This is a genomic window from Glutamicibacter sp. ZJUTW (assembly GCF_008370855.1).
In the GTDB taxonomy this organism is placed as follows: Bacteria; Actinomycetota; Actinomycetes; order Actinomycetales; family Micrococcaceae; genus Glutamicibacter; species Glutamicibacter nicotianae.
Map to the genome: position 1 here is coordinate 3,592,931 of NZ_CP043624.1, position 18,174 is coordinate 3,611,104.

General features: G+C 60.5%; 14 protein-coding genes. 12 read left to right on the forward strand and 2 right to left on the reverse strand.

Annotated elements, in window-relative coordinates; all coding sequences use genetic code 11:
• Positions 1 to 208: 208 nt before the first annotated feature.
• From F0M17_RS16910 to F0M17_RS16940, 7 genes are all read left to right on the forward strand, one after another.
• Positions 209 to 1,393 carry an acylneuraminate cytidylyltransferase gene (locus tag F0M17_RS16910; RefSeq protein ID WP_073707173.1) on the forward strand — a complete coding sequence of 395 codons (1,185 nt, stop codon included), beginning with the start codon at positions 209 to 211 and terminating at the stop codon, positions 1,391 to 1,393.
• A gap of 12 nt (positions 1,394 to 1,405) precedes the next feature.
• Positions 1,406 to 2,299 carry an N-acetylneuraminate synthase family protein gene (locus F0M17_RS16915; protein ID WP_149597669.1) on the forward strand — a complete coding sequence of 298 codons (894 nt, stop codon included), beginning with the start codon at positions 1,406 to 1,408 and terminating at the stop codon, positions 2,297 to 2,299.
• 87 nt (positions 2,300 to 2,386) lie between these two features.
• Positions 2,387 to 3,382: a glycosyltransferase family 2 protein gene (locus F0M17_RS16920; protein ID WP_083586748.1), complete on the forward strand. Its 996-nt coding sequence runs from the start codon at positions 2,387 to 2,389 to the stop codon at positions 3,380 to 3,382.
• Positions 3,379 to 4,722, forward strand: coding sequence for a polysialyltransferase family glycosyltransferase (locus F0M17_RS16925; protein ID WP_149597670.1), 1,344 nt, complete (start codon positions 3,379 to 3,381; stop codon positions 4,720 to 4,722). The genes F0M17_RS16920 and F0M17_RS16925 overlap by 4 nt, the downstream gene beginning before the upstream one ends.
• An 8-nt stretch (positions 4,723 to 4,730) precedes the next feature.
• Positions 4,731 to 5,744, forward strand: coding sequence for a hypothetical protein (locus tag F0M17_RS16930; RefSeq protein ID WP_223308842.1), 1,014 nt, complete (start codon positions 4,731 to 4,733; stop codon positions 5,742 to 5,744).
• A gap of 8 nt (positions 5,745 to 5,752) precedes the next feature.
• Entirely contained in the window at positions 5,753 to 6,985 is a 1,233-nt protein-coding gene (locus F0M17_RS16935; RefSeq protein ID WP_073707277.1) for a DUF6716 putative glycosyltransferase, read from the forward strand.
• A 296-nt stretch (positions 6,986 to 7,281) separates the two neighbouring features.
• Positions 7,282 to 8,367, forward strand: a complete 1,086-nt coding sequence (locus F0M17_RS16940) for an inositol-3-phosphate synthase (protein ID WP_073707176.1) — start codon at positions 7,282 to 7,284, stop codon at positions 8,365 to 8,367.
• Positions 8,368 to 8,553: 186 nt separating this feature from the next.
• On the opposite strand, the gene F0M17_RS17785 is transcribed toward F0M17_RS16940, so the two are convergent.
• Together F0M17_RS17785 and F0M17_RS16945 are read right to left on the reverse strand one after the other, a co-directional pair.
• On the reverse strand, positions 8,554 to 8,676 hold the full coding sequence (locus F0M17_RS17785; RefSeq protein ID WP_255209577.1) for a hypothetical protein: 123 nt from the start codon (positions 8,674 to 8,676) through the stop codon (positions 8,554 to 8,556).
• A 583-nt stretch (positions 8,677 to 9,259) separates the two neighbouring features.
• The gene (locus F0M17_RS16945) at positions 9,260 to 10,711 is read right to left on the reverse strand and encodes a CCA tRNA nucleotidyltransferase (protein ID WP_149597671.1); all 1,452 of its coding nucleotides are present in this window, start codon (positions 10,709 to 10,711) and stop codon (positions 9,260 to 9,262) included.
• 124 nt (positions 10,712 to 10,835) lie between these two features.
• Here F0M17_RS16945 and F0M17_RS16950 point away from each other — a divergent pair, with 124 nt between their 5' ends.
• The 5 genes from F0M17_RS16950 (at position 10,836) to trxA (ending at position 16,247) form a co-directional block, all read left to right on the forward strand.
• Positions 10,836 to 11,375, forward strand: a complete 540-nt coding sequence (locus F0M17_RS16950; protein ID WP_149597672.1) for an NUDIX domain-containing protein — start codon at positions 10,836 to 10,838, stop codon at positions 11,373 to 11,375.
• Positions 11,359 to 13,116, forward strand: a complete 1,758-nt coding sequence (murJ, locus tag F0M17_RS16955; RefSeq protein WP_246857098.1) for a murein biosynthesis integral membrane protein MurJ — start codon at positions 11,359 to 11,361, stop codon at positions 13,114 to 13,116. The genes F0M17_RS16950 and murJ overlap by 17 nt, the downstream gene beginning before the upstream one ends.
• A gap of 126 nt (positions 13,117 to 13,242) precedes the next feature.
• Positions 13,243 to 14,829 (forward strand): hypothetical protein, encoded by a 1,587-nt coding sequence (locus tag F0M17_RS16960; RefSeq protein WP_149597673.1) that lies wholly within the window; start codon positions 13,243 to 13,245, stop codon positions 14,827 to 14,829.
• A 100-nt stretch (positions 14,830 to 14,929) separates the two neighbouring features.
• Positions 14,930 to 15,895 carry a thioredoxin-disulfide reductase gene (trxB, locus tag F0M17_RS16965; protein ID WP_066142780.1) on the forward strand — a complete coding sequence of 322 codons (966 nt, stop codon included), beginning with the start codon at positions 14,930 to 14,932 and terminating at the stop codon, positions 15,893 to 15,895.
• A gap of 28 nt (positions 15,896 to 15,923) precedes the next feature.
• The gene (gene trxA / locus F0M17_RS16970) at positions 15,924 to 16,247 is read left to right on the forward strand and encodes a thioredoxin (protein WP_038992752.1); all 324 of its coding nucleotides are present in this window, start codon (positions 15,924 to 15,926) and stop codon (positions 16,245 to 16,247) included.
• The last annotated feature ends 1,927 nt before the right edge of the window (positions 16,248 to 18,174 follow it).

Genomic DNA, 18,174 nt, shown 5'->3' on the forward strand with positions numbered 1-18,174 from the left:
CGGCGTGCACACTCGGATTTCATCAGACGCCTTGATCTTCTACGCGAAGCGCAGTGCTCTTCCCGCCCCTGCCGCAACCCGCTCCCGGAAACGTAAAACGCTTGCTGACCTAGCATTCAGCAAACAGACAGGTGATTACACCGGCACTTCACCGTGCGTTAACCCAGATGCCCCCTCCCGGTTAACTTGTGCCCATAGCGTCTTATTCGTGAGCAAAACCAACCAGCGAAACGTCATGGCGATCATCCCCGCCCGGGGAGGATCCAAGGGCATCCGGCTTAAGAACCTGCGTGAGATCGGCGGCAAATCGCTGCTCGGCCGCGCAATCGAATCAGCCAGATCCGCGGCGGCAGTCAGCGACGTCGTGGTGAGCACCGACCATGAGCAGATCAAGGCCGAAGCGCTCCGCTACGGGGCGAGGGTCATCGATCGACCGGCAGATATCGCCGGCGACACGGCCAGCAGCGAGTCAGTTCTGCTCCACGCACTGGCGAATGCGGAATCCCAGCCAGAGATCACCGTGTTCATCCAGTGCACCAGCCCGTTCATCGATCCGGCGGATCTGGACGCAGCCATTGCGGCAGTGGCCTCGCAACGCGCCGACGTCAGCTTCGCGGCTGTTGCGGATCACGGTTTCCATTGGGGACTGGATCCGCAGGGCGAAGCGGTCGCCGTGGGGCACGACAAGCTGCACCGTCCGCGCCGCCAGGATCGCGAACCGCGCTTCCGCGAGACCGGGGCCTTCTACGTGATGGATACCCGCGGATTCCTCGAAGCCGGCCACCGCTTCTTCGGAAAGGTCCGGGTCCATGAGGTTCCAGCAGAGCACGGCATCGACATCGATACCGAGGCAGACCTGCTGCTCGCCGGGCTGGCAGTTCCGGCCAACCGGGAACCGATCGAAGTCGATGCGGTCATCACGGATTTCGACGGGGTGCACACCCCGGACACCGCATATGTCGATGAGCACGGGACCGAAACCGTGCGCGTCTCCCGCTCCGATGGAATGGGAGTGGCCCGGCTGCGGGCCGCCGGAGTGAAGTTCCTGATTCTCTCCAAGGAAACCAACCCGGTGGTCGCCGCCCGCGCCGCCAAGCTGAAGGTCGAAGTGGCCCACGGCATCGAAAACAAGGCCGAATACGTGGCCCGCTGGCTGGCTGACGAATCCATCAACCCGGCCCGCGTCGCCTACCTCGGCAACGACATCAACGACCTGGGCGCGATGGCGCTGGTCGGCTGGCCGATCACCGTGGCCGATGCCCACCACGACGTGCACCTGGCAGCACGGCACACGCTGACCCGCAAGGGCGGGCACGGAGCGGTACGGGAACTGGCCGAACTGGTTCTCGCCGCACGCACCGCCACCAAGAGTTCTCCAAGTTTCACCCACTGAAAGGCAATACCCATGACCTCCATGACTACCGACATCAAGCCAGTTGCCATCGGCGACGTCCAGGTTGGCGCAGGCCAGCAGGTCTACGTCATCGGCGAGATCGGCATCAACCACAACGGCGACATCGAGATCGCCAAGCAGCTGATCGACATCTCGGCCGAGGCCGGCGCCAACGCGGTGAAGTTCCAGAAGCGCACCCCGGACATCTCCACCCCGATGGACATGCGCGACAAGATCCGCTCCACCCCATGGGGCGACATGACCTACCTGGACTACCGCTACCGCGTCGAGTTCGACCAGGCCCAGTACAAGGAGCTCATCTCCTACGCCGCAACCAAGGGCCTGCACGCCTTCGCATCGCCATGGGACGTTCCTTCGGTCGAGTTCATGGAAGAGCAGGGTGCAGTCACCCACAAGGTAGCGTCCGCATCGGTCACGGACATCGAGCTGCTCAAGGCCCTGGCGGAAACCGGCAAGCCGATCATCCTGTCCACCGGCATGTCCACCATCGAGCAGATCGACAAGGCAGTGGAAACCCTGGGCACCAGCAAGCTGGTCATGATGCACGCGACCTCCACCTACCCGCTGCCTCCTGAAGAGGCCAACCTGCTCATGATCGAGACCCTGCGCGACCGCTACCAGGTCCCAGTGGGCTACTCGGGCCACGAGCGCGGCCTGCAGATCTCGCTGGCAGCAGTCGCCCTGGGCGCCGTGACCGTCGAGCGCCACATCACCCTGGACCGCACCATGTGGGGCTCTGACCAGGCTTCGTCGCTGGAGCCGAAGGGCTTCGAGTCGCTGATCCGCGACATCCGCATCCTGGAGCAGGCCATGGGCGACGGCGTGAAGAAGGTCTTCCCAGGCGAGCTGGCTCCGCTCTCGCGCCTGCGCCGCGTCGACGCCTAAGCACGCCAGCGTATCCGGCGGTTGGACTCACCGACGGGTCCAACCGCCGTTTATTTTTGTCTGCATGAGGAAGGCCTTGAAGCACAAATGAGTTTGATCCCCGGGCGCATTTCAGTGGTGATCCCCGCCTATAACCAAGAAGCTTATATTTGCGATGCCCTCTCATCCCTGGTCCGGCAGAAGCTGGGACGCTGGGAACTGGAAGTGCTCGTGGTTGATGACGCTTCCGATGACCAGACTGCCGATCTGGTGCGCGGCTACGAAGACCAGCTGCCTGGCCTGAAGCTGATCTCGCTGCCGGAGAATTCAGGGGTTTCTGCCGCCCGCAATGCCGGGCTGGAACAGGTCACCGGCGAATACTTCACCTTCCTCGACCCCGACGACTGGTACTCCCCCGAGCATTTGGAAGCCCTGGCGGAATCCTTGACCGAACTGCATGTGGACTTCGTGCGCTGCGACCATGTGCGCGTCACCGGCACCAACCGGGTCATCCACCGCGCCCCGCAGGCCCTGCGCGGCATGCCGCTGAACCCGGCCGACGACATCGAGCCGATCGATTCCCCGTCCATGGTGGACTACGCCTTCGTGTGGGCAGGCCTGTACCGCACCGAGCTGATGCGCACCCGCGAGCTGATGTACTTCGACGCGCAGCTGCACAGCGCCGAAGACCGGCTGTGGCTGTGGAAGCTGCACCTGAATACCGAGCGCTACTCCGTCGTCTCCTCCCCCGGGGTGTTCTACCGCCGCGGCCTGCCTGGCTCGCTGACACAGGTCTTCGACCATCGCCAGCTCGGCTTCATCCCCGCCTACTCGCAGATCCTCACCGAGGTGCGCCTGCACCCGGATGCGGATCGCCACCTGCCCAAGGCGATGCGCCAGTTCTTCGCCATCGTGTGCCATCACGAGAAGCGCGCGAAGAACTACCCGCCAGAAGTCCGCTTGGAGATGAAGCAGAAGCTGCGCCAGGTATTCACCACCGTTGACGCGCCAATGGCCCGCCAGGTCGCCCTCGAGATGGATGTTGCGCGCCGCCGCCATATCCTCTCCTTCCTCCAGCCAGGTCAGATCGGGGCCGCCAAGTGATCGCACTGATTGAAGCCAGCAGCTACTTCCAGCTTGCTTCTCTGGCCGCGATGGCCGATGCAGGACTGCTCCCCGAAGCAGATGAACGCATTCTCGTCCTGGCCAACGGCTCGCAGGTTCCGGAACTGACCACACCGCTGGATGAGGTTCCGGGCTTTGAGCAACTGGCCGCCCGCTTTGACCGGGTGGTGGATTTCGCCGCGCTGACCGCACCGCGCCGCCCGGCGCAGTTCAACCCGCGTGAGGACGAACTGCTGATTTTCGAGCGCCTGCTGCGCAGCGCCTGGGATCTGGGCAATGAACCGCTGACCTTGGTGCTGGAATCCATCCAGGTCAATCCCGCCCGCGCCCTGGCGCGCATCTTCTTCGATTCCCAGCTGTGGATCCATTCCGACGGCCTGATGTCCTATGGACCCACCCGCAACCGGTTGCCCATGCCGTTGCGCCAGCGGGTCATCGGCACCATCCACGTGGATCTGGTACCCGGACTTCAGCCGCATCTGCTCGCAGAGCTCGAGCCGCGGCGCGAGATCCTGGAGGCCGGCGGGTTGGCTGGCATCTTCGACGAATTGGCCCAGGACGCCGAATTCGACCTGCCCTCCGGTGGCGCGCTCGTCCTCGGGCAGTACCTGGGTTCCCTGGGACTGATGGACGCCGAGGAAGAATTCGAGCTGCACCTCGAGATGCTCAACGAGGTGGCCCGCCGGGAGCTTTCCACCGTCCTGTTCAAGGCGCACCCCTCGGCCAGCGCCACCTCGGCGGCCCGCTTGGCTGCGGCAGCCAAGGACATGGGCCTGGATTTCCGGCTGGTCAACACGGATCATCTGGCGGAGACCGTAATCTCGGCGGTGAACCCAGCCGTGGTGATCTCCTGCTTCTCCACCGGCTTGGCCACCGCAAAGTACATCCTGGGCACGGAAGTCCATGCCGTGGGCACCGGCAGGATGCTGCAGGCGCTGGCTCCGTACGAGAATTCCAACCGCATCCCGCTGTCCATCATCCACGCGCTGTTCGTCCAGGACCTGCCGGTTCCGGCGCACGCTGGCGATGACGACCGGCTCACCGAACTGCTGGTCGCCGTGGCCTACTGCATGCAGGCCGCCCAGCTGCCGCACCTGCGCGAGCAGGCCGAGTCCTTCCTGACCGCGCACTACCCTGAGTTCTCGGCCCACTTCAAGCGCCGCCGCATCACCAAGCTGGACCTGCCTCCGCACTGGGCGCACATCAGCTCGCGCCGCTCGTTGCCCTCGAAGGTCCGCGGGGCTTCGCGCCGAGTGCTGCGCCATGGTTCCAAGCAGTTCGAAACGCTTTCCAAGTCCCTGAGCCGACTGGCAAAATGACACTCACGATGATGAAACTGACCCAGCATGACACCCACGAGGTGCCACGCCCCCGTTTCGGCACGGCGCACGTGTGGGTCGAGTCGCCCCTGCAACTGCTCTCCGCAGTGGAAACGCATGCCGCAGGACTGCTGGGCACCGACATCCGGATCATTCCGCGCCAGGGAATGCCACTGGAGGCCACGACCCAGGCCATGCTGGATCATGCCCCCGATGGGGTTCATTTCGAACCGGCGGCGCGCAAGCCTCCGCAGCCCAAAGGCGCTGCCGACCGATACGTCACCGGGGATGCCTATTCGGGCAAGATCCAGCGCACGCTCCTTGCCGGCGTGCGGGCCAAGGAAATCGTCATCATCGACGACGGCATGGCAACGCTGGCCCTGATCAAGCAGCTGATCTCCGACGAGCCCACCCCCTTGGTGCGCGCCCGGACGAAGAATTCGGCGGCCCGTGTCGCCATGGGGCTGGCGACCTGGCATCGCTTGCGCCAGCTGGCCCGCGAGGATCGCCTGCTGATTGTCTCGGCGCTGTTTGTCGACCCGGAATCCCGCCAGAAGATGGCTGATCTGGGGATCAAGTTCGCGCAGCACAAGTTCGAGTGGCTTGCTACCCAGCCGGTGGCCGAGCGGTTCATCGAGCCTACCCTGCTGATCGGTTCGGCCATGGTCGCCGATGAGCTGATCCATGAGCAGCCGTACTTGCGCTGGATCGAAGAGATCGCATCCGAAGGTCCGGTCGCCTACTTCCCGCATCGCCGTGAGACGCCGGAATTGCTGGCGAAGATTTCCAAGATTGACCAGGTAGTGCTCAAGGAGCACACTGTTCCCATCGAAATGCGTTTGCGCGCCCTGCGGCCGGGCCAGGAAATCCGGGCCCTGCCGTCCACGGTGATTCCATCCCTGCGCTTGCTGCTGGGTCCCGATGCCCGCTTCCTGTATCCGCAAGCCGTGCTTGACAGCTGGTGGACCCCTGGTACTCCCCTCGAGTTGCGTGAGCACCTATCCAGTTCGTTGAAGGTGTGAAGCAGCTGATGAAGCCATCAATTCTTGCCATTGCAGATTCCGATTCCTACCTGAAGCTCGCGACAAGTTTCCTGACCCGCCTGGGTCCCGCATGGGATCGCAAGGTGTATTTGGCGCGAACCCCGGTGATGCCGACGGCCGAGCAGATCGCCGCCGCCTTCGAAGGCACGGATCTGGATCCCGATGCCCTGCAGGTGATCTCGGTATCCCAGCTGGAAGCCGACACCGTGGACGAAGACATTGTCTTCGCGTCGGCGACCGGTCCGGTCGTTGCCGAAATCTACTCCCGGATCCTGCGCACCGAGCCGGTTGGCGGCCGCTGCACCGCACTGATTTCAGCCTTGCCCGGCGTTGCCTTCCCCGCAACGCAGAAGGGATGGAACTATCGCCGGGCCGGCGATGCGTTCATCTGCCATTCGCATGCCGAAGCGCGTGATTTCTCGTTCATGATCGAAGGACAAGAGGGGCATCAACCGACCATCATGGTCAGCAAACTGCCCTTCTTGCGCTCGGCGGGTTTCCCGCCGGAGCAAAAGCAGGTCGTCGAACGGCTGGTGTTCGCACCGCAGGCGAAGGTTCCGGCCCAAGAGCACGAACGCGAGTCGATCCTGCTGGCGCTCGAGCAGGCCAGCAGGATGAATCCCGAACTTGAGGTGCTCATCAAGCTCCGTGCCAAGGCTGGGGAGCCGCAGACGCATCTCGAGGCGTTCCCTTATGACTCGCTGTTCCAGAAGCTGCAGGCTGAACAGCGGATCGGCGCGGATTCTCGGTTGCGCTTCGATACCGGATCGATGAGCGAGGCGTTGACCGATGGCAGCGCCCTGGTGACGGTCTCATCGACAGCTGCCTTGGAATCCCTTGATCGCGGATTGCCCACGCTGATCCTCTCCGACTTCGGTGTCAGCGCCCAGATGATCAATACGGTCTTCGTGGCCTCCGGTGTGATTGGCACCTTGGATGATGTCATCGGCTTGAGCTTCGGGGAGCCGACCAAAGCCTGGTTGCGGGAAAACTACTTCCACCGGGTCGACCACAGCTTCGCCCAATCCCTCGAGATCCTCGCGCATCGGGCTCGAGCCGGCAAGCTGTTCACCGATCCGGAAGTACTGGCGCATATTCGACGCCAGCCTTTGCGCCATCGGCTCCGCACCACGTTGCCTGCCCCGCTGGTCAGGGTTTTGGTCAAGTTACGCCATCATTACCGGCATTCCCGCAAGAATGGGGCTAACTCTTTGTCATGAGCTAATAGCAGTTTGCTCATGACTACCATTTTATGCCTGCAAACATAGGTTACCTCAGTATCATTCTGCATTTTGCTCATGTACCGATTCTTGGCAATCCTGCACGGCAATCGCATCTCTGGCCCTCGGCGGCACTGGCCCGGGAGCCACTGCACAAGAGTTAATCGGTGATACGGGGCACGATTGGGAATGTTTGCGAGCCATTAAGACTTAAGATCATTATGGGCTAATTTGCGCGATGCGCTTCTGCGCGCCCAATTGCCCAAAGGTTTTATACATTTCTATAAGGAGTTCATGTGTCGGCGAACCCGATTCGCGTTGCCATCGTAGGCGTAGGCAACTGCGCCACTTCCCTTATCCAAGGTGTTGAGTACTACCGAAACGCCGATGCGGATTCCACCATTCCTGGTCTCATGCACGTGCAGTTCGGCCAGTACCACGTTGGCGACGTCCAGTTCGTTGCAGCCTACGATGTCGATGCCAAGAAGGTCGGCCTCGACCTCTCGGAAGCCATCCTGGCCAGCGAGAACAACACCATCAAGATTGCCGACGTTCCAGCCACCGGCGTAACCGTCCAGCGCGGCCACACCCTTGACGGCCTCGGCAAGTACTACCGCGAGACCATTGAAGAGTCCGCAGCAGAGCCAGTCGACGTGGTGCAGTCCTTGAAGGACAACCAGGTCGACGTCCTGGTTTGCTACCTGCCAGTGGGTTCCGAGCAAGCCGCCAAGTTCTACGCGCAGTGCGCCATCGATGCAGGCGTTGCGTTCGTCAACGCCCTGCCAGTATTCATCGCCGGCACCCCGGAGTGGGCGCAGAAGTTCACCGACGCCGGCGTGCCAATCGTTGGCGACGACATCAAGAGCCAGATCGGCGCAACCATCACCCACCGCGTGATGGCCAAGCTGTTCGAAGACCGCGGCGTGGTCCTGGACCGCACCTACCAGCTGAACGTTGGCGGCAACATGGACTTCAAGAACATGCTCGAGCGCGATCGCCTGGAATCCAAGAAGATCTCCAAGACCCAGGCAGTCACCTCGAACACCTCCGCCGCCCTGGGTGACGACGATGTCCACATCGGCCCGAGCGATTATGTTTCATGGCTTGACGACCGCAAGTGGGCGTTCGTCCGCCTCGAGGGCCGCAACTTCGGCGACGCTCCGGTAAATCTGGAGTACAAGCTGGAAGTTTGGGACTCGCCAAACTCGGCCGGCGTGATCATCGACGCCGTTCGCGCAGCGAAAATCGCCCTGGACCGCGGCATCGGCGGCCCGATCCTGTCCGCCTCGAGCTACTTCATGAAGTCGCCACCAGAGCAGTACGACGATGAGACCGCACGCAACAAGGTGGAAGCCTTCATCAGCGGCGACATCGAACGCTAATCTTCCGCTGCGGCGGGAAAGCAATGGCCAGGACTGATGTCCTGGCCATTGCTGTATTCAAAATTGCTTTGGATGCGGAGAAGCCCGCCGGCTTGCAGGCCGGCGGGCCTCTGGGCGATGCATTGCGAGTTCATCACTGGTACCTCGGATTCTAGTTAGCTGGCAACGGTAATGGCGTTGCCGGGCCTAGCGAATTCGCAGGTACATTTCTGGTGGCACATGGTTCTTCAGCTCGCGCTGACGCATGCGGCGATTGAACTCGGTGCTGTCAAGGTTGGTGAACTTGCGCTTGTCTTGACGCTTTTTCATTTGCTGTCCCTCCCTTCGGTCAAAGTCGAAGGGGAGGGAAGATCTTGTCGCGTGGTTGAAATTGCGCGAGCTTTCAGGCTTTCTGGTCCTGCGAAGATTAATTCCGAGGTGCGAACTGCCCGTTGAGCGGATGAGGAGAACAGTGGACTGGACATGAAAAAAGTTCCTAAGGGTGAGAGTCGATTACTGACCTGCAACCTCAGGAACTTGAGCGGGATTTACCGTGAGCTAGGAATCCGCTTGTCCGGAGGTTGGGGAAATGCGCTTGCGCAGACGAGTCATTGGAGAGCCGCCATTAAATCGCGCTCCGCGATGAGTCTCTGTGTACCAAGTCGTATTAATCATTTCGCCACCTCCTAAAATCTGCTCTCGGCCGGCCATGGATGCCATGCGGCCTGTCTGAAAATTTGTCTCGATCCGCAAGTCTCATTGAGACTTCCCAATCACAGTATTCAGCATACATGGATTATGCCCAATGCGCTACAAGCCAGAGCAAAAACTTTAAGCACTTTCCCGGGAATGGCGAAAGCACCTGGATCCATGCGGATTCCAGGTGCTCCTCCAACAGCAACCAGGCCAGAAGTTACCCCTCAGTAGGCGTTTCCTGGGCTTCGGGCTGCTCTTTCCACCACGCACGCAAGCGCTCCGTGGCGACCTCTTCACCCAACGGACCTTCGTCCATGCGCAGTTCCAGGAGGAACTTGTAGGCCCGGCCAACCACCTTGCCCGGCTTGATCCCCAGCAACCGCATGATCTGTTCGCCATCCAGATCAGGACGGATCGCCTGCAGCTCTTCCTGCTCGGCAATCTTCGCGATACGCGCCTCGAGGTCATCGTAGGCAAACGCCAGGCGGTCAGCCTTCTTGCGATTGCGCGTGGTGACGTCCGAACGGGTCAGGCGATGCAGATGCTCCAGCAAGTCGCCGGCATCGGTGACATAGCGGCGTACCGCCGAGTCGGTCCAGCCCGCTTCGCCGTACCCATAGAAGCGCATATGCAGCTCGACCAGGCGGGCCACGGCCTTGGTGGTGTCCTTGTCGAAACGCAAGGCGCGCATCCGCGCCTTCACGAGCTTTGAACCCACCATGTCGTGGTGGCGGAAGGAGACGGCACCGCTGGGTTCGAACTTGCGGGTCGCAGGCTTGCCGATATCGTGCATCAGCGCCGCGAAGCGCAGCACGAAGTTCGGTCCGGGCACCGGTCCCGCTTCATCGGTTTCCAACGCCATCGCCTGCTTCAGTACGGTCAGCGAGTGCTGGTAGACGTCCTTGTGCCGGTGGTGCTCGTCGATCTCCAGACGCAGGGCAGACACTTCGGGCAGCACCTTGTCGGCCAGGCCGGTTTCCACCAGCAGGTCGATGCCCGCGCTTGGGTCGGCGCCGTTGATTAGCTTGACCAGCTCATCGCGGACCCGTTCAGCGGAAATGATCTCGATTCGATCGGTCATTTCGCTCATGGCGCGGCGAACCTCGGGGCTGACTTCAATCTCCAGTTGCGAAGCGAATCGGGCAGCACGCATCATGCGCAGCGGATCATCTGAGAACGAGATATCAGGCGCACCGGGGGTGCGAATGGAACCGTCTTCCAGGGAGCTCACGCCGTCGAACGGATCCACCAGCTCGAGATGGGGCAATCGCAGCGCCATCGAGTTCATGGTGAAGTCGCGGCGGAAGAGGTCATCGTGCAAATTATCGCCAAAGGCGACGATCGGCTTGCGCGACTCCTTGTCATAGGCGTCAGCGCGGTAGGTCGTGACCTCCAGCGTGTATTCGCCCTTCTTGAAGGCGATCGTTCCGAACTCGCGTCCTACATCCCAGATGTTATCGGCCCAACCGGAAATTGCCTTGATGGTTTCTTCCGGTCGTGCGCTCGTGGTGAAGTCCAGGTCCGGGGAGACGCGTCCCAGGTACAGATCGCGAACCGGCCCACCTACCAACGACAATTCATGGCCGGCCCGAACGAAACGGTCGGCCAAATCGAAAATGACCGAGGGCAGGATCTGACGCAGCGCGTCAGGCGAGGGAAGTGCATGCATAGTTACTTAAGCGTGCCAGAAATCCGGGAAGAATGCTTGAGATTTCGGCGAATTTGCCTGCGAGATAACTTACTTGTCCACGTCGATCAGGCGGCTAGCGGCACTTTCTCGATAGAGTGGTTCTATGAACCGACCGATCCCGTCTGCCCCGAAGCGCACTCCATTGACTGCGTCAATGGCTCGCGCGCAGGCAACTGGCGGTCATACGAGCTTGCCGACCGTGGAAGAAGTCTCTTCCGGAGGCATCGTCATCGACTTCGACGACCCCAAGTTGCCAGTGGCAATTATTGCCCGCTACAACCGTGGCGGACGTCTGGAATGGTGCCTGCCCAAGGGCCACCCGGAGGGCGTGGAAACCAACGAGGAAGCGGCTATCCGCGAAATCGAGGAAGAGACCGGCATTGCTGGACGCATCCTCGCCCCGCTGGGTTCGGTCGATTACTGGTTCACCGTGACGAATTACCGTGTGCACAAGACCGTGCACCATTTTCTGCTGGAAGCTACCGGCGGGCATCTGACGATCGAGAATGATCCCGATCATGAAGCCGTCGATGTTGCCTGGGTGCCGCTGGGTTCCCTGGGCAAGCGCCTGTCCTTCCCTAATGAGCGCCGGATCGCCGATCTGGCACGCGAGGTCCTTACAAAGCATGTCTCAGGTTCCTAATCCAACTGCCGGCTTCGACCAGCCAAACACCGGAGCCACGGACATCGTCGCCGAACCTCCCCGGCAGCCGATAGCCCAACCGGCAGGATCGCGTTCCAAGATCTATGCCCTGATGGCTTCCGGCACGATGGTTTCCCGCCTGCTGGGCTTCGTGCGCACGGCCTTGCTGGCGATGGCCATTGGTTCGGTCACCTCGGTGGCCGACATCTTTGAAAAAGCCAATGTCATCCCCACCATCATCTACATGCTCTTGGCCGGCGGCATTTTCAATGTCGTGCTCATCCCGCAGCTGATCAAGGCTTCCAAGGCCAAGGATCGCGGTGCCGCGTACACGTCCAAGCTGGTCACGCTGACCGTGGTGGGCATGGGGATCCTGACTTTGATCCTCACGCTGTGCGCCAGGCCCTTGATCACGGTGCTCACCAGTAACTGGACCGAGCCGATGATCGCGCTGGGAACTGCATTTGCCTACTGGTCGCTGCCGCAGATTTTCTTCTACGGGCACTACGCGGTCCTGGGCCAGGTGCTGAACGCCAACGGCCGATTCGCCGCGTTCATGTGGGCCCCGGCGGTGAACAACGTCATCCAGCTGATCGTCATTGGCGCATTCATCCTGACCTTCGGCGCCTACTCGTCGGGCGACCCGATGCAGGAGTGGAACAGCATCAAGACCATGTGGCTGGCGGGCGGAGCCACCTTGGGCATCGTGCTGCAGTCAGTCGTGCTGTTCTGGCCGTTGAAGAAGACCGGGTTGAAACTGACCCTGGACTTCCAATGGCGAGGCATGGGCCTGCGCCATGTGGGCAAGCTGGCAATCTGGACGCTGGCGGCCATGGTGATCGGCAATCTTTCCTCGCTCGCCTACTCCAAGATCGTCTCCGGCGCTACCGCAGCTCGAGCGCAGCTGCCGTCCGAACAGGCCGCCTCGGTCGCCGGCGAGTACGCGCTGAACACCTCGCAGCTGATCACCGTGCTGCCTCATTCGCTATTCGCGCTGACTGTCGCCACCGTGCTGTTCAACGACTTCGCCCGGGCGTTCACCGAGAACCGCCGCAAGGATGTCGGCCAGCTGCTGAACCAGGGCATGCGCTCCACCGCCATCCCCATCGTGTTCTGCACGCTGGTCTTCATCGTGCTGGCCGGGCCGCTGGGCAGGCTGTTTGCCGGCAGCTCCGAGCATGCGGCGCAGGCCGCGGGCGCTTTGGGGCAGCTGCTGGTGCTCACCGCGCTTGGCCTGCCGTTCAAGTCCCTGCAGTTCTTCATGCTGCGTGTCTTCTACGCGGAAGAAGATACCCGCACCCCGATGCTGATCCAATCGGCCACGGCAGCGGTCGGCTTGGTCCTGGCGTTCACCGCGGCCGCCGTGGTTGACCCGCTGCATATCGCCGCCGCCATTGCCTTCATCTACGGCTTGACCAACGTGCTGACCTGCATCGGCACCCATTATCTGATCAAGCGCCGCTACGGCAGCTACGATGTTTCCTCGGTCATCGACACCTACATCCGAGTCGGGTGGATGGCTACGCTGTCGGCTATCGTCGGCTGCGTAGCGCTCTGGCTGCTGGGAGGATTCAGCTTCGGATTCGCCTACGATTCAGTAGTCAGCGCGCTGATTTCGGTGGCTGTTGTCGCCCTGCTGATGGGCATCGTGTTCATCGGCCTGCTGCACAAGACCAAGGTTCCGGAGCTCCAGTCGTTCCTCGGTCCGATCCTGCGCAGAATCCCGGGATTGAATCGCTGAAAATCCGCTGAAACTTGCTAGTGATTCTGGGCAAATAGGCACCAAATAGCCGGAGCTGACCGGTAACATGACAGGTGGTGGTCTGTGGACCGCCACCGAACCAAATTCAACCCCTTGGAGATGCACGTGTCGCAGCCAATCGATGTCGGCTCTGTCCTCAGCGGCCGCTACCAGGTAACAGAGAGTGTCCTTTCATCAGCTGAAGGAGACTTGGTACTCGGTGGCGTAGACCAGGTACTGAACCGCTCGGTCAGCATCATGGTGGCTTCCGTCGAGAATTCCTCGCAGCTGGCAACGAGCGCACGCGAGATCGCCATGGGCGAGCGCGCATCGAACGTCCAGGTGCTGGATCTGGGCATCACCGATTCGAACCAGACCTACCTCGTCGCCAATACCGCGCGTTCCTCGGACCTGCTGGACCTGGTTCTGGAAACCGACGACGCTCCATACGTTGAGCCGTTCTTCACCGATACCCTGGGCACCGAGATCTTTGGCGAGTCCCGCCAGGCTGTCCCCGAAACCTACGAAGACGACAACGAGTACTACGAGCAGCTGCAGTACGAGGACGAACCAGAACATCAAGGCAAGATCGGTTCCGCCCTGGCTGGGGGCTTCGCGGGGCTGAAGAACCGCTTCGGCAAGAAGAACCAGGAACAGCCTGAAGAGGAGCAGTTCGACCAGACCGCGCCGAACGAACAGGTTCCCGACACCGTCGCTACCCCGGTTGCCCCTGCTGAAAATCCAACGGCCGAAGACAAGCCGAAGGTCACCCGTCTGGACGACGACGAACCTAACGTCACCGCAACCGCGGCGCTAGCCGCCGCAGCGCAGTCCAAGGGCAACACCCCGGCCAAGCCTGCCAAGGAAGAGCCGGCCAAGGAAGAAGAAAAGCCTGCAAAGAAGAAGGGAGCAGCAGCGGCCGCAGCCGGCACAGGCGCAGCGGCTGCTGCAGGTGCCGCCGCAGCCGCGCCTAAGGCCTCGACCTTCCCGGCAGCAGCCAAGAACGCTCCCGCCCAAGACCCGCAGGTCGACGAGCAGGAAGAGGAAGAAAGCGGATCCAAGGGAACTCGCCTGCTCGTTGGCGCCGTATTGCTGATCGTGCTGGTCGTTGCCGTGGTCTTCGCCTTCAACTTCCTAGGTGGCGACAAGAACACCACCGCAGAGGGCGAGACGCCAACTGCCGTGGAATCCTCGGAGAAGCCCTCTGAGTCCGAGAAGGAACAGGAACCTACCGAAGAGTCCTTGCCTGCCCCGAAGGTCGATGACGTGTCCCGCCTCGTTCCCGGCAACCAGCAGCTGAATTCCGAAACCGATGGCAAGCTGGGCCAGATGATCGACGGCAACGCGTCGAGCACCTACGCCACCTACTCGTACACCACAGCTGATTTTGGCGGCTTCGCTTCCAACATGGTCTTCATCCTGGCATTGGACGAGAAGTCCAAGATCTCCGAGGTCAACCTCGAGGGCCTGAACGGCACCGGCGGCAATTACGAGATCCTCGTCGGCGACTCCGACGATCTGGGCGATGCCAAGTCGGTAGCCAAGGGCTCATTCTCCGGCCCTTCGGTATCGGTAACTGTCAAGGGCGACGACAAGGACTACATGGAAGGATCCCACGTATTCCTGGACATCACCGAGCTGCCTCGCAAGGCATCCGGTGGCAACGATTCGCGGCCATTCGGTCTTCAGATCGGTGAATTCTCCGCCAAGTAATAGAAGCGGAATTTTTTACGAAAGCAATGCGTTGAGGTGGATAGTGAGGTTAGACCTTGCTACCCACCTCGCATTATTAGAACGAAAGGGTTCTACCCCCGTGACTTCAGCACAGAACGACGAAATCCGCGACGTCATCATTGTCGGCTCCGGTCCGGCCGGTTACACCGCCGCGGTTTATACTGCCCGTGCGAATCTGAACCCACTAGTCATCGCAGGCTCAGTCACCGCCGGCGGCGAACTGATGAACACCACCGACGTGGAAAACTTCCCGGGCTTCCCCGAGGGCATCATGGGCCCTGATCTGATGGACAACATGCAGAAGCAGGCCGAACGCTTCGGCGCCGAGATCCTCTTCGATGACGTCACGGAAATGAACCTCGAGGGCGAAATCAAGACGCTGTCCCTGGCCGACGGCACCGTCTACCGTGCCCGTGCTGTCATCGTCTCCACGGGCTCTGCCTACCGCGAGCTGGGTCTGGAAGATGAAAAGCGCCTCTCCGGCCATGGCGTCTCCTGGTGCGCCACCTGCGACGGGTTCTTCTTCCGCGAGCAGACCATCGCCGTGATCGGCGGTGGCGACTCGGCCATGGAAGAAGCACTGTTCCTGACAAAGTTCGCTTCCAAGGTCATCGTGGTGCACCGCCGCAACGAACTGCGCGCCTCGAAGATCATGGCCGACCGCGCCTTGGCCCACGAGAAGATCGAGTTCATCTGGGACTCGGAAGTCGTCGGCATCAACGGCGCAGAGAAGGTCGAGGGCCTGGTTGTGAAGAACCGCACCAGCGGCGAGGAAACCACCGTGGATGTCACCGGCATCTTCGTAGCCATCGGCAACGACCCTCGCGTGGATCTGGTCAAGGACCAGCTTGAGCTGACTTCCGAAGGCACCATCGCCGTTGAAGGCCGCTCTTCCAAGACCTCGCTGCCAGGTGTCTTCGCTGCCGGCGACGTGATCGACTCCACCTACCGCCAGGCCATCACCGCAGCCGGTTCGGGCTGCGCCGCGGCCCAGGACGTGGAGCACTACCTGGCCAACGTTTCCGAAACCCTCGCTACCGCCTAACAGATTTCTCAGAAAGGGGTTGTCTCTCATGAGCAACGCAAAAGCAGTAACTGAAGCAACCTTCCAGGCTGATGTCCTGGATGCCGAAAAGCCAGTCATCGTCGATTTCTGGGCTGAATGGTGCGGCCCTTGCCGCCAGCTCGGTCCGATCCTGGATCAGATCGCAGAAGAGCACGCTGCGAAGGTCGACGTCGTGAAGGTCAACGTCGATGAGAACCAGGCAATTGCCGCCAAGTACGGCATCACCAGCATCCCTGCCGTGTACGTGTTCAAGGGTGGCGAGCATGTTGCCACTTCCATCGGTGCCAAGCCAAAGGCTGTCATCGAGAAGGACTTCGCAGAATACCTGTAAGTCGATACGTCATTGGAGTGGAGACCAACCGCAAGGTAGGTCTCCACTCCTGTTTTAACCGATGCCTTGTGAAAATCTTGCTAGTTCTCCCATTCCGGGGTAAGTTCCAGCCCTGACCCCAGCCCAGATGAGGGCTGTTCTTTGATTTGAAGACGTTTTGACGATTAACGTTGAAATATCAATATTTATATCTTGTTTTTTTGATTCTTGGTACCATTCTAAGACTTAATGCATCAATACTTGGTTTCGATGAGTCGAGCTCGCACTTTCTGCTCGGATAATGGCTCGCCAAGTTCGAGGCCTGCGTCGGTGATTCAGTGCTGTTTGTTCCGGTGCATTTTGCAACCTGCTCTGCGTTGCAGGGACTACCCGTCGGCCAGCTCTCGATCCCGAATGCTTCGCCTCCGACTTTCAAGGAGTGGCAGCTGCATGCGGATTTAAAAACGCATGCAGCAGTCTTTTCTTTGAGAGAGCAGGATAATGCCGTTCAGTGTCGCCTTTGTAAAGGATCTTTCCATCATGCGACAGCCTGAGCTATCGAGCCGGGCTCTTGAATGTATTAGCTGCCCCGGAGTGCGTCGACCTTTCCTGTATCCAGAGCAGGGGATCCATCAGGACCGGCGGCAGAGTCTTTGCAAGGAAACTCCGGCGCTGTGGAGCTACACTCTTCAAAACCCGAGGCACCATCTGGCTCCGTTGGTAGGTGCTCAACGACCTGAGCCACGAGCAGATCTGCCAACACCTGTTCCCAGTCCGCAACGGTCGCAGAATCCTGTTTGACCAATCAGACCGGATCATTCACGCATGAGGGAACTGGTTCTAGACTCGACGCCCCAGCCGTTGATGCGCCGTGTCTGCGCCGACCACGCCAAAGACTCTGAATTGAATATTTGACTCTTTGAGGGCCACCAATATTGCCGTTCAGAGCCACCAGCTGAAAACGCCGTTATTCTCGATCAGAGCCACCTGATTTTCTCCTTCAGAGCCACCCTGTATAAACCCCTCTGTGAAGGGGCATGAGTTTCTGCCCACCGGCGGCCACGAATAATGCCCATTAAGGGTCAGCAAAACTGCCTGCTGCCCATAATCAGCCAATGTGGTATCAGCCGTCATGCACAGCAGTCTGCCCGTGCTGAGAGGGGCTACATCAAGGAACTCACCCCAGCACCAGCCAACACCTGCGTCAACCGAACAGACTCACCGCTGGTCTGGCAAATGTGCGCCTGACGCAGCAACCGATCCACCGAGGACGTCGCCAGGGCATTGGGCATCAATTTACAGTGTCCTGATGCTCGATCAGTGGCTTTTGGAACCACCCAGCGTGGAAATTTCGTGTTCTATTATCGTGCTCATGGAGCAACAGTGAGACAGAGCATCCCCATTTTCTGCACGCAGTACAAGCAGTCGGACTACCCCGGCCGGCTGGTGGCTCTGAACAAGAATAATGGGTGGCCCTGAGCGGCAATACTGGTGGCTCTCAAAGCTTCTAATATTCATCTGGATCCACGGACAAGTGACGACATAGCTGCGTGACGGCAGAGACGGGCTCACTTGACTTAGTTCTCTCTCGATGACGTGGGCGTGCAAATAGGCCTGCGGTACGCGTCCACTGTCTCGGAAAATCAGCGCAAATCAAAGCGTCTACAGCCACAGACCCAACGCTATTGTCGCTCAGTTGACCCTGTTCTGGGCCAGCAGTGCGCTGCTCTTCTCAGCAAAGCCTCTGTGGGCTCGTGTAGCGATCTAGGAGCCTACGGAACCTCTTGGTCACTCGGAGTGGTAGATGGAAGGCTCTCAGTGGCGCTTCTGGTGCTCGTAGCGCTTACAGATGCGGTTTGATCATCACACTCCATGACTGCACTTGACGCTCATCGGACGTACCCCTGTTAGAGACAAGAACATACGAATGAAGCGCGCGGGACCCCTC

Excerpts from the sequence above, each read along its gene's own strand:
- F0M17_RS16915 (WP_149597669.1), top strand. The coding sequence starts at position 1,406 with ATGACCTCCATGACTACCGACATCAAGCCAGTTGCCATCGGCGACGTC.
- F0M17_RS16920 (WP_083586748.1), top strand. The coding sequence starts at position 2,387 with ATGAGTTTGATCCCCGGGCGCATTTCAGTGGTGATCCCCGCCTATAAC.
- F0M17_RS16930 (WP_223308842.1), top strand. The coding sequence starts at position 4,731 with ATGATGAAACTGACCCAGCATGACACCCACGAGGTGCCACGCCCCCGT.
- F0M17_RS16935 (WP_073707277.1), top strand. The coding sequence starts at position 5,753 with ATGAAGCCATCAATTCTTGCCATTGCAGATTCCGATTCCTACCTGAAG.
- F0M17_RS17785 (WP_255209577.1), bottom strand. The coding sequence starts at position 8,676 with ATGAAAAAGCGTCAAGACAAGCGCAAGTTCACCAACCTTGACAGCACC.
- F0M17_RS16945 (WP_149597671.1), bottom strand. The coding sequence starts at position 10,711 with ATGCATGCACTTCCCTCGCCTGACGCGCTGCGTCAGATCCTGCCCTCG.
- F0M17_RS16950 (WP_149597672.1), top strand. The coding sequence starts at position 10,836 with ATGAACCGACCGATCCCGTCTGCCCCGAAGCGCACTCCATTGACTGCG.
- murJ (WP_246857098.1), top strand. The coding sequence starts at position 11,359 with ATGTCTCAGGTTCCTAATCCAACTGCCGGCTTCGACCAGCCAAACACC.
- trxA (WP_038992752.1), top strand. The coding sequence starts at position 15,924 with ATGAGCAACGCAAAAGCAGTAACTGAAGCAACCTTCCAGGCTGATGTC.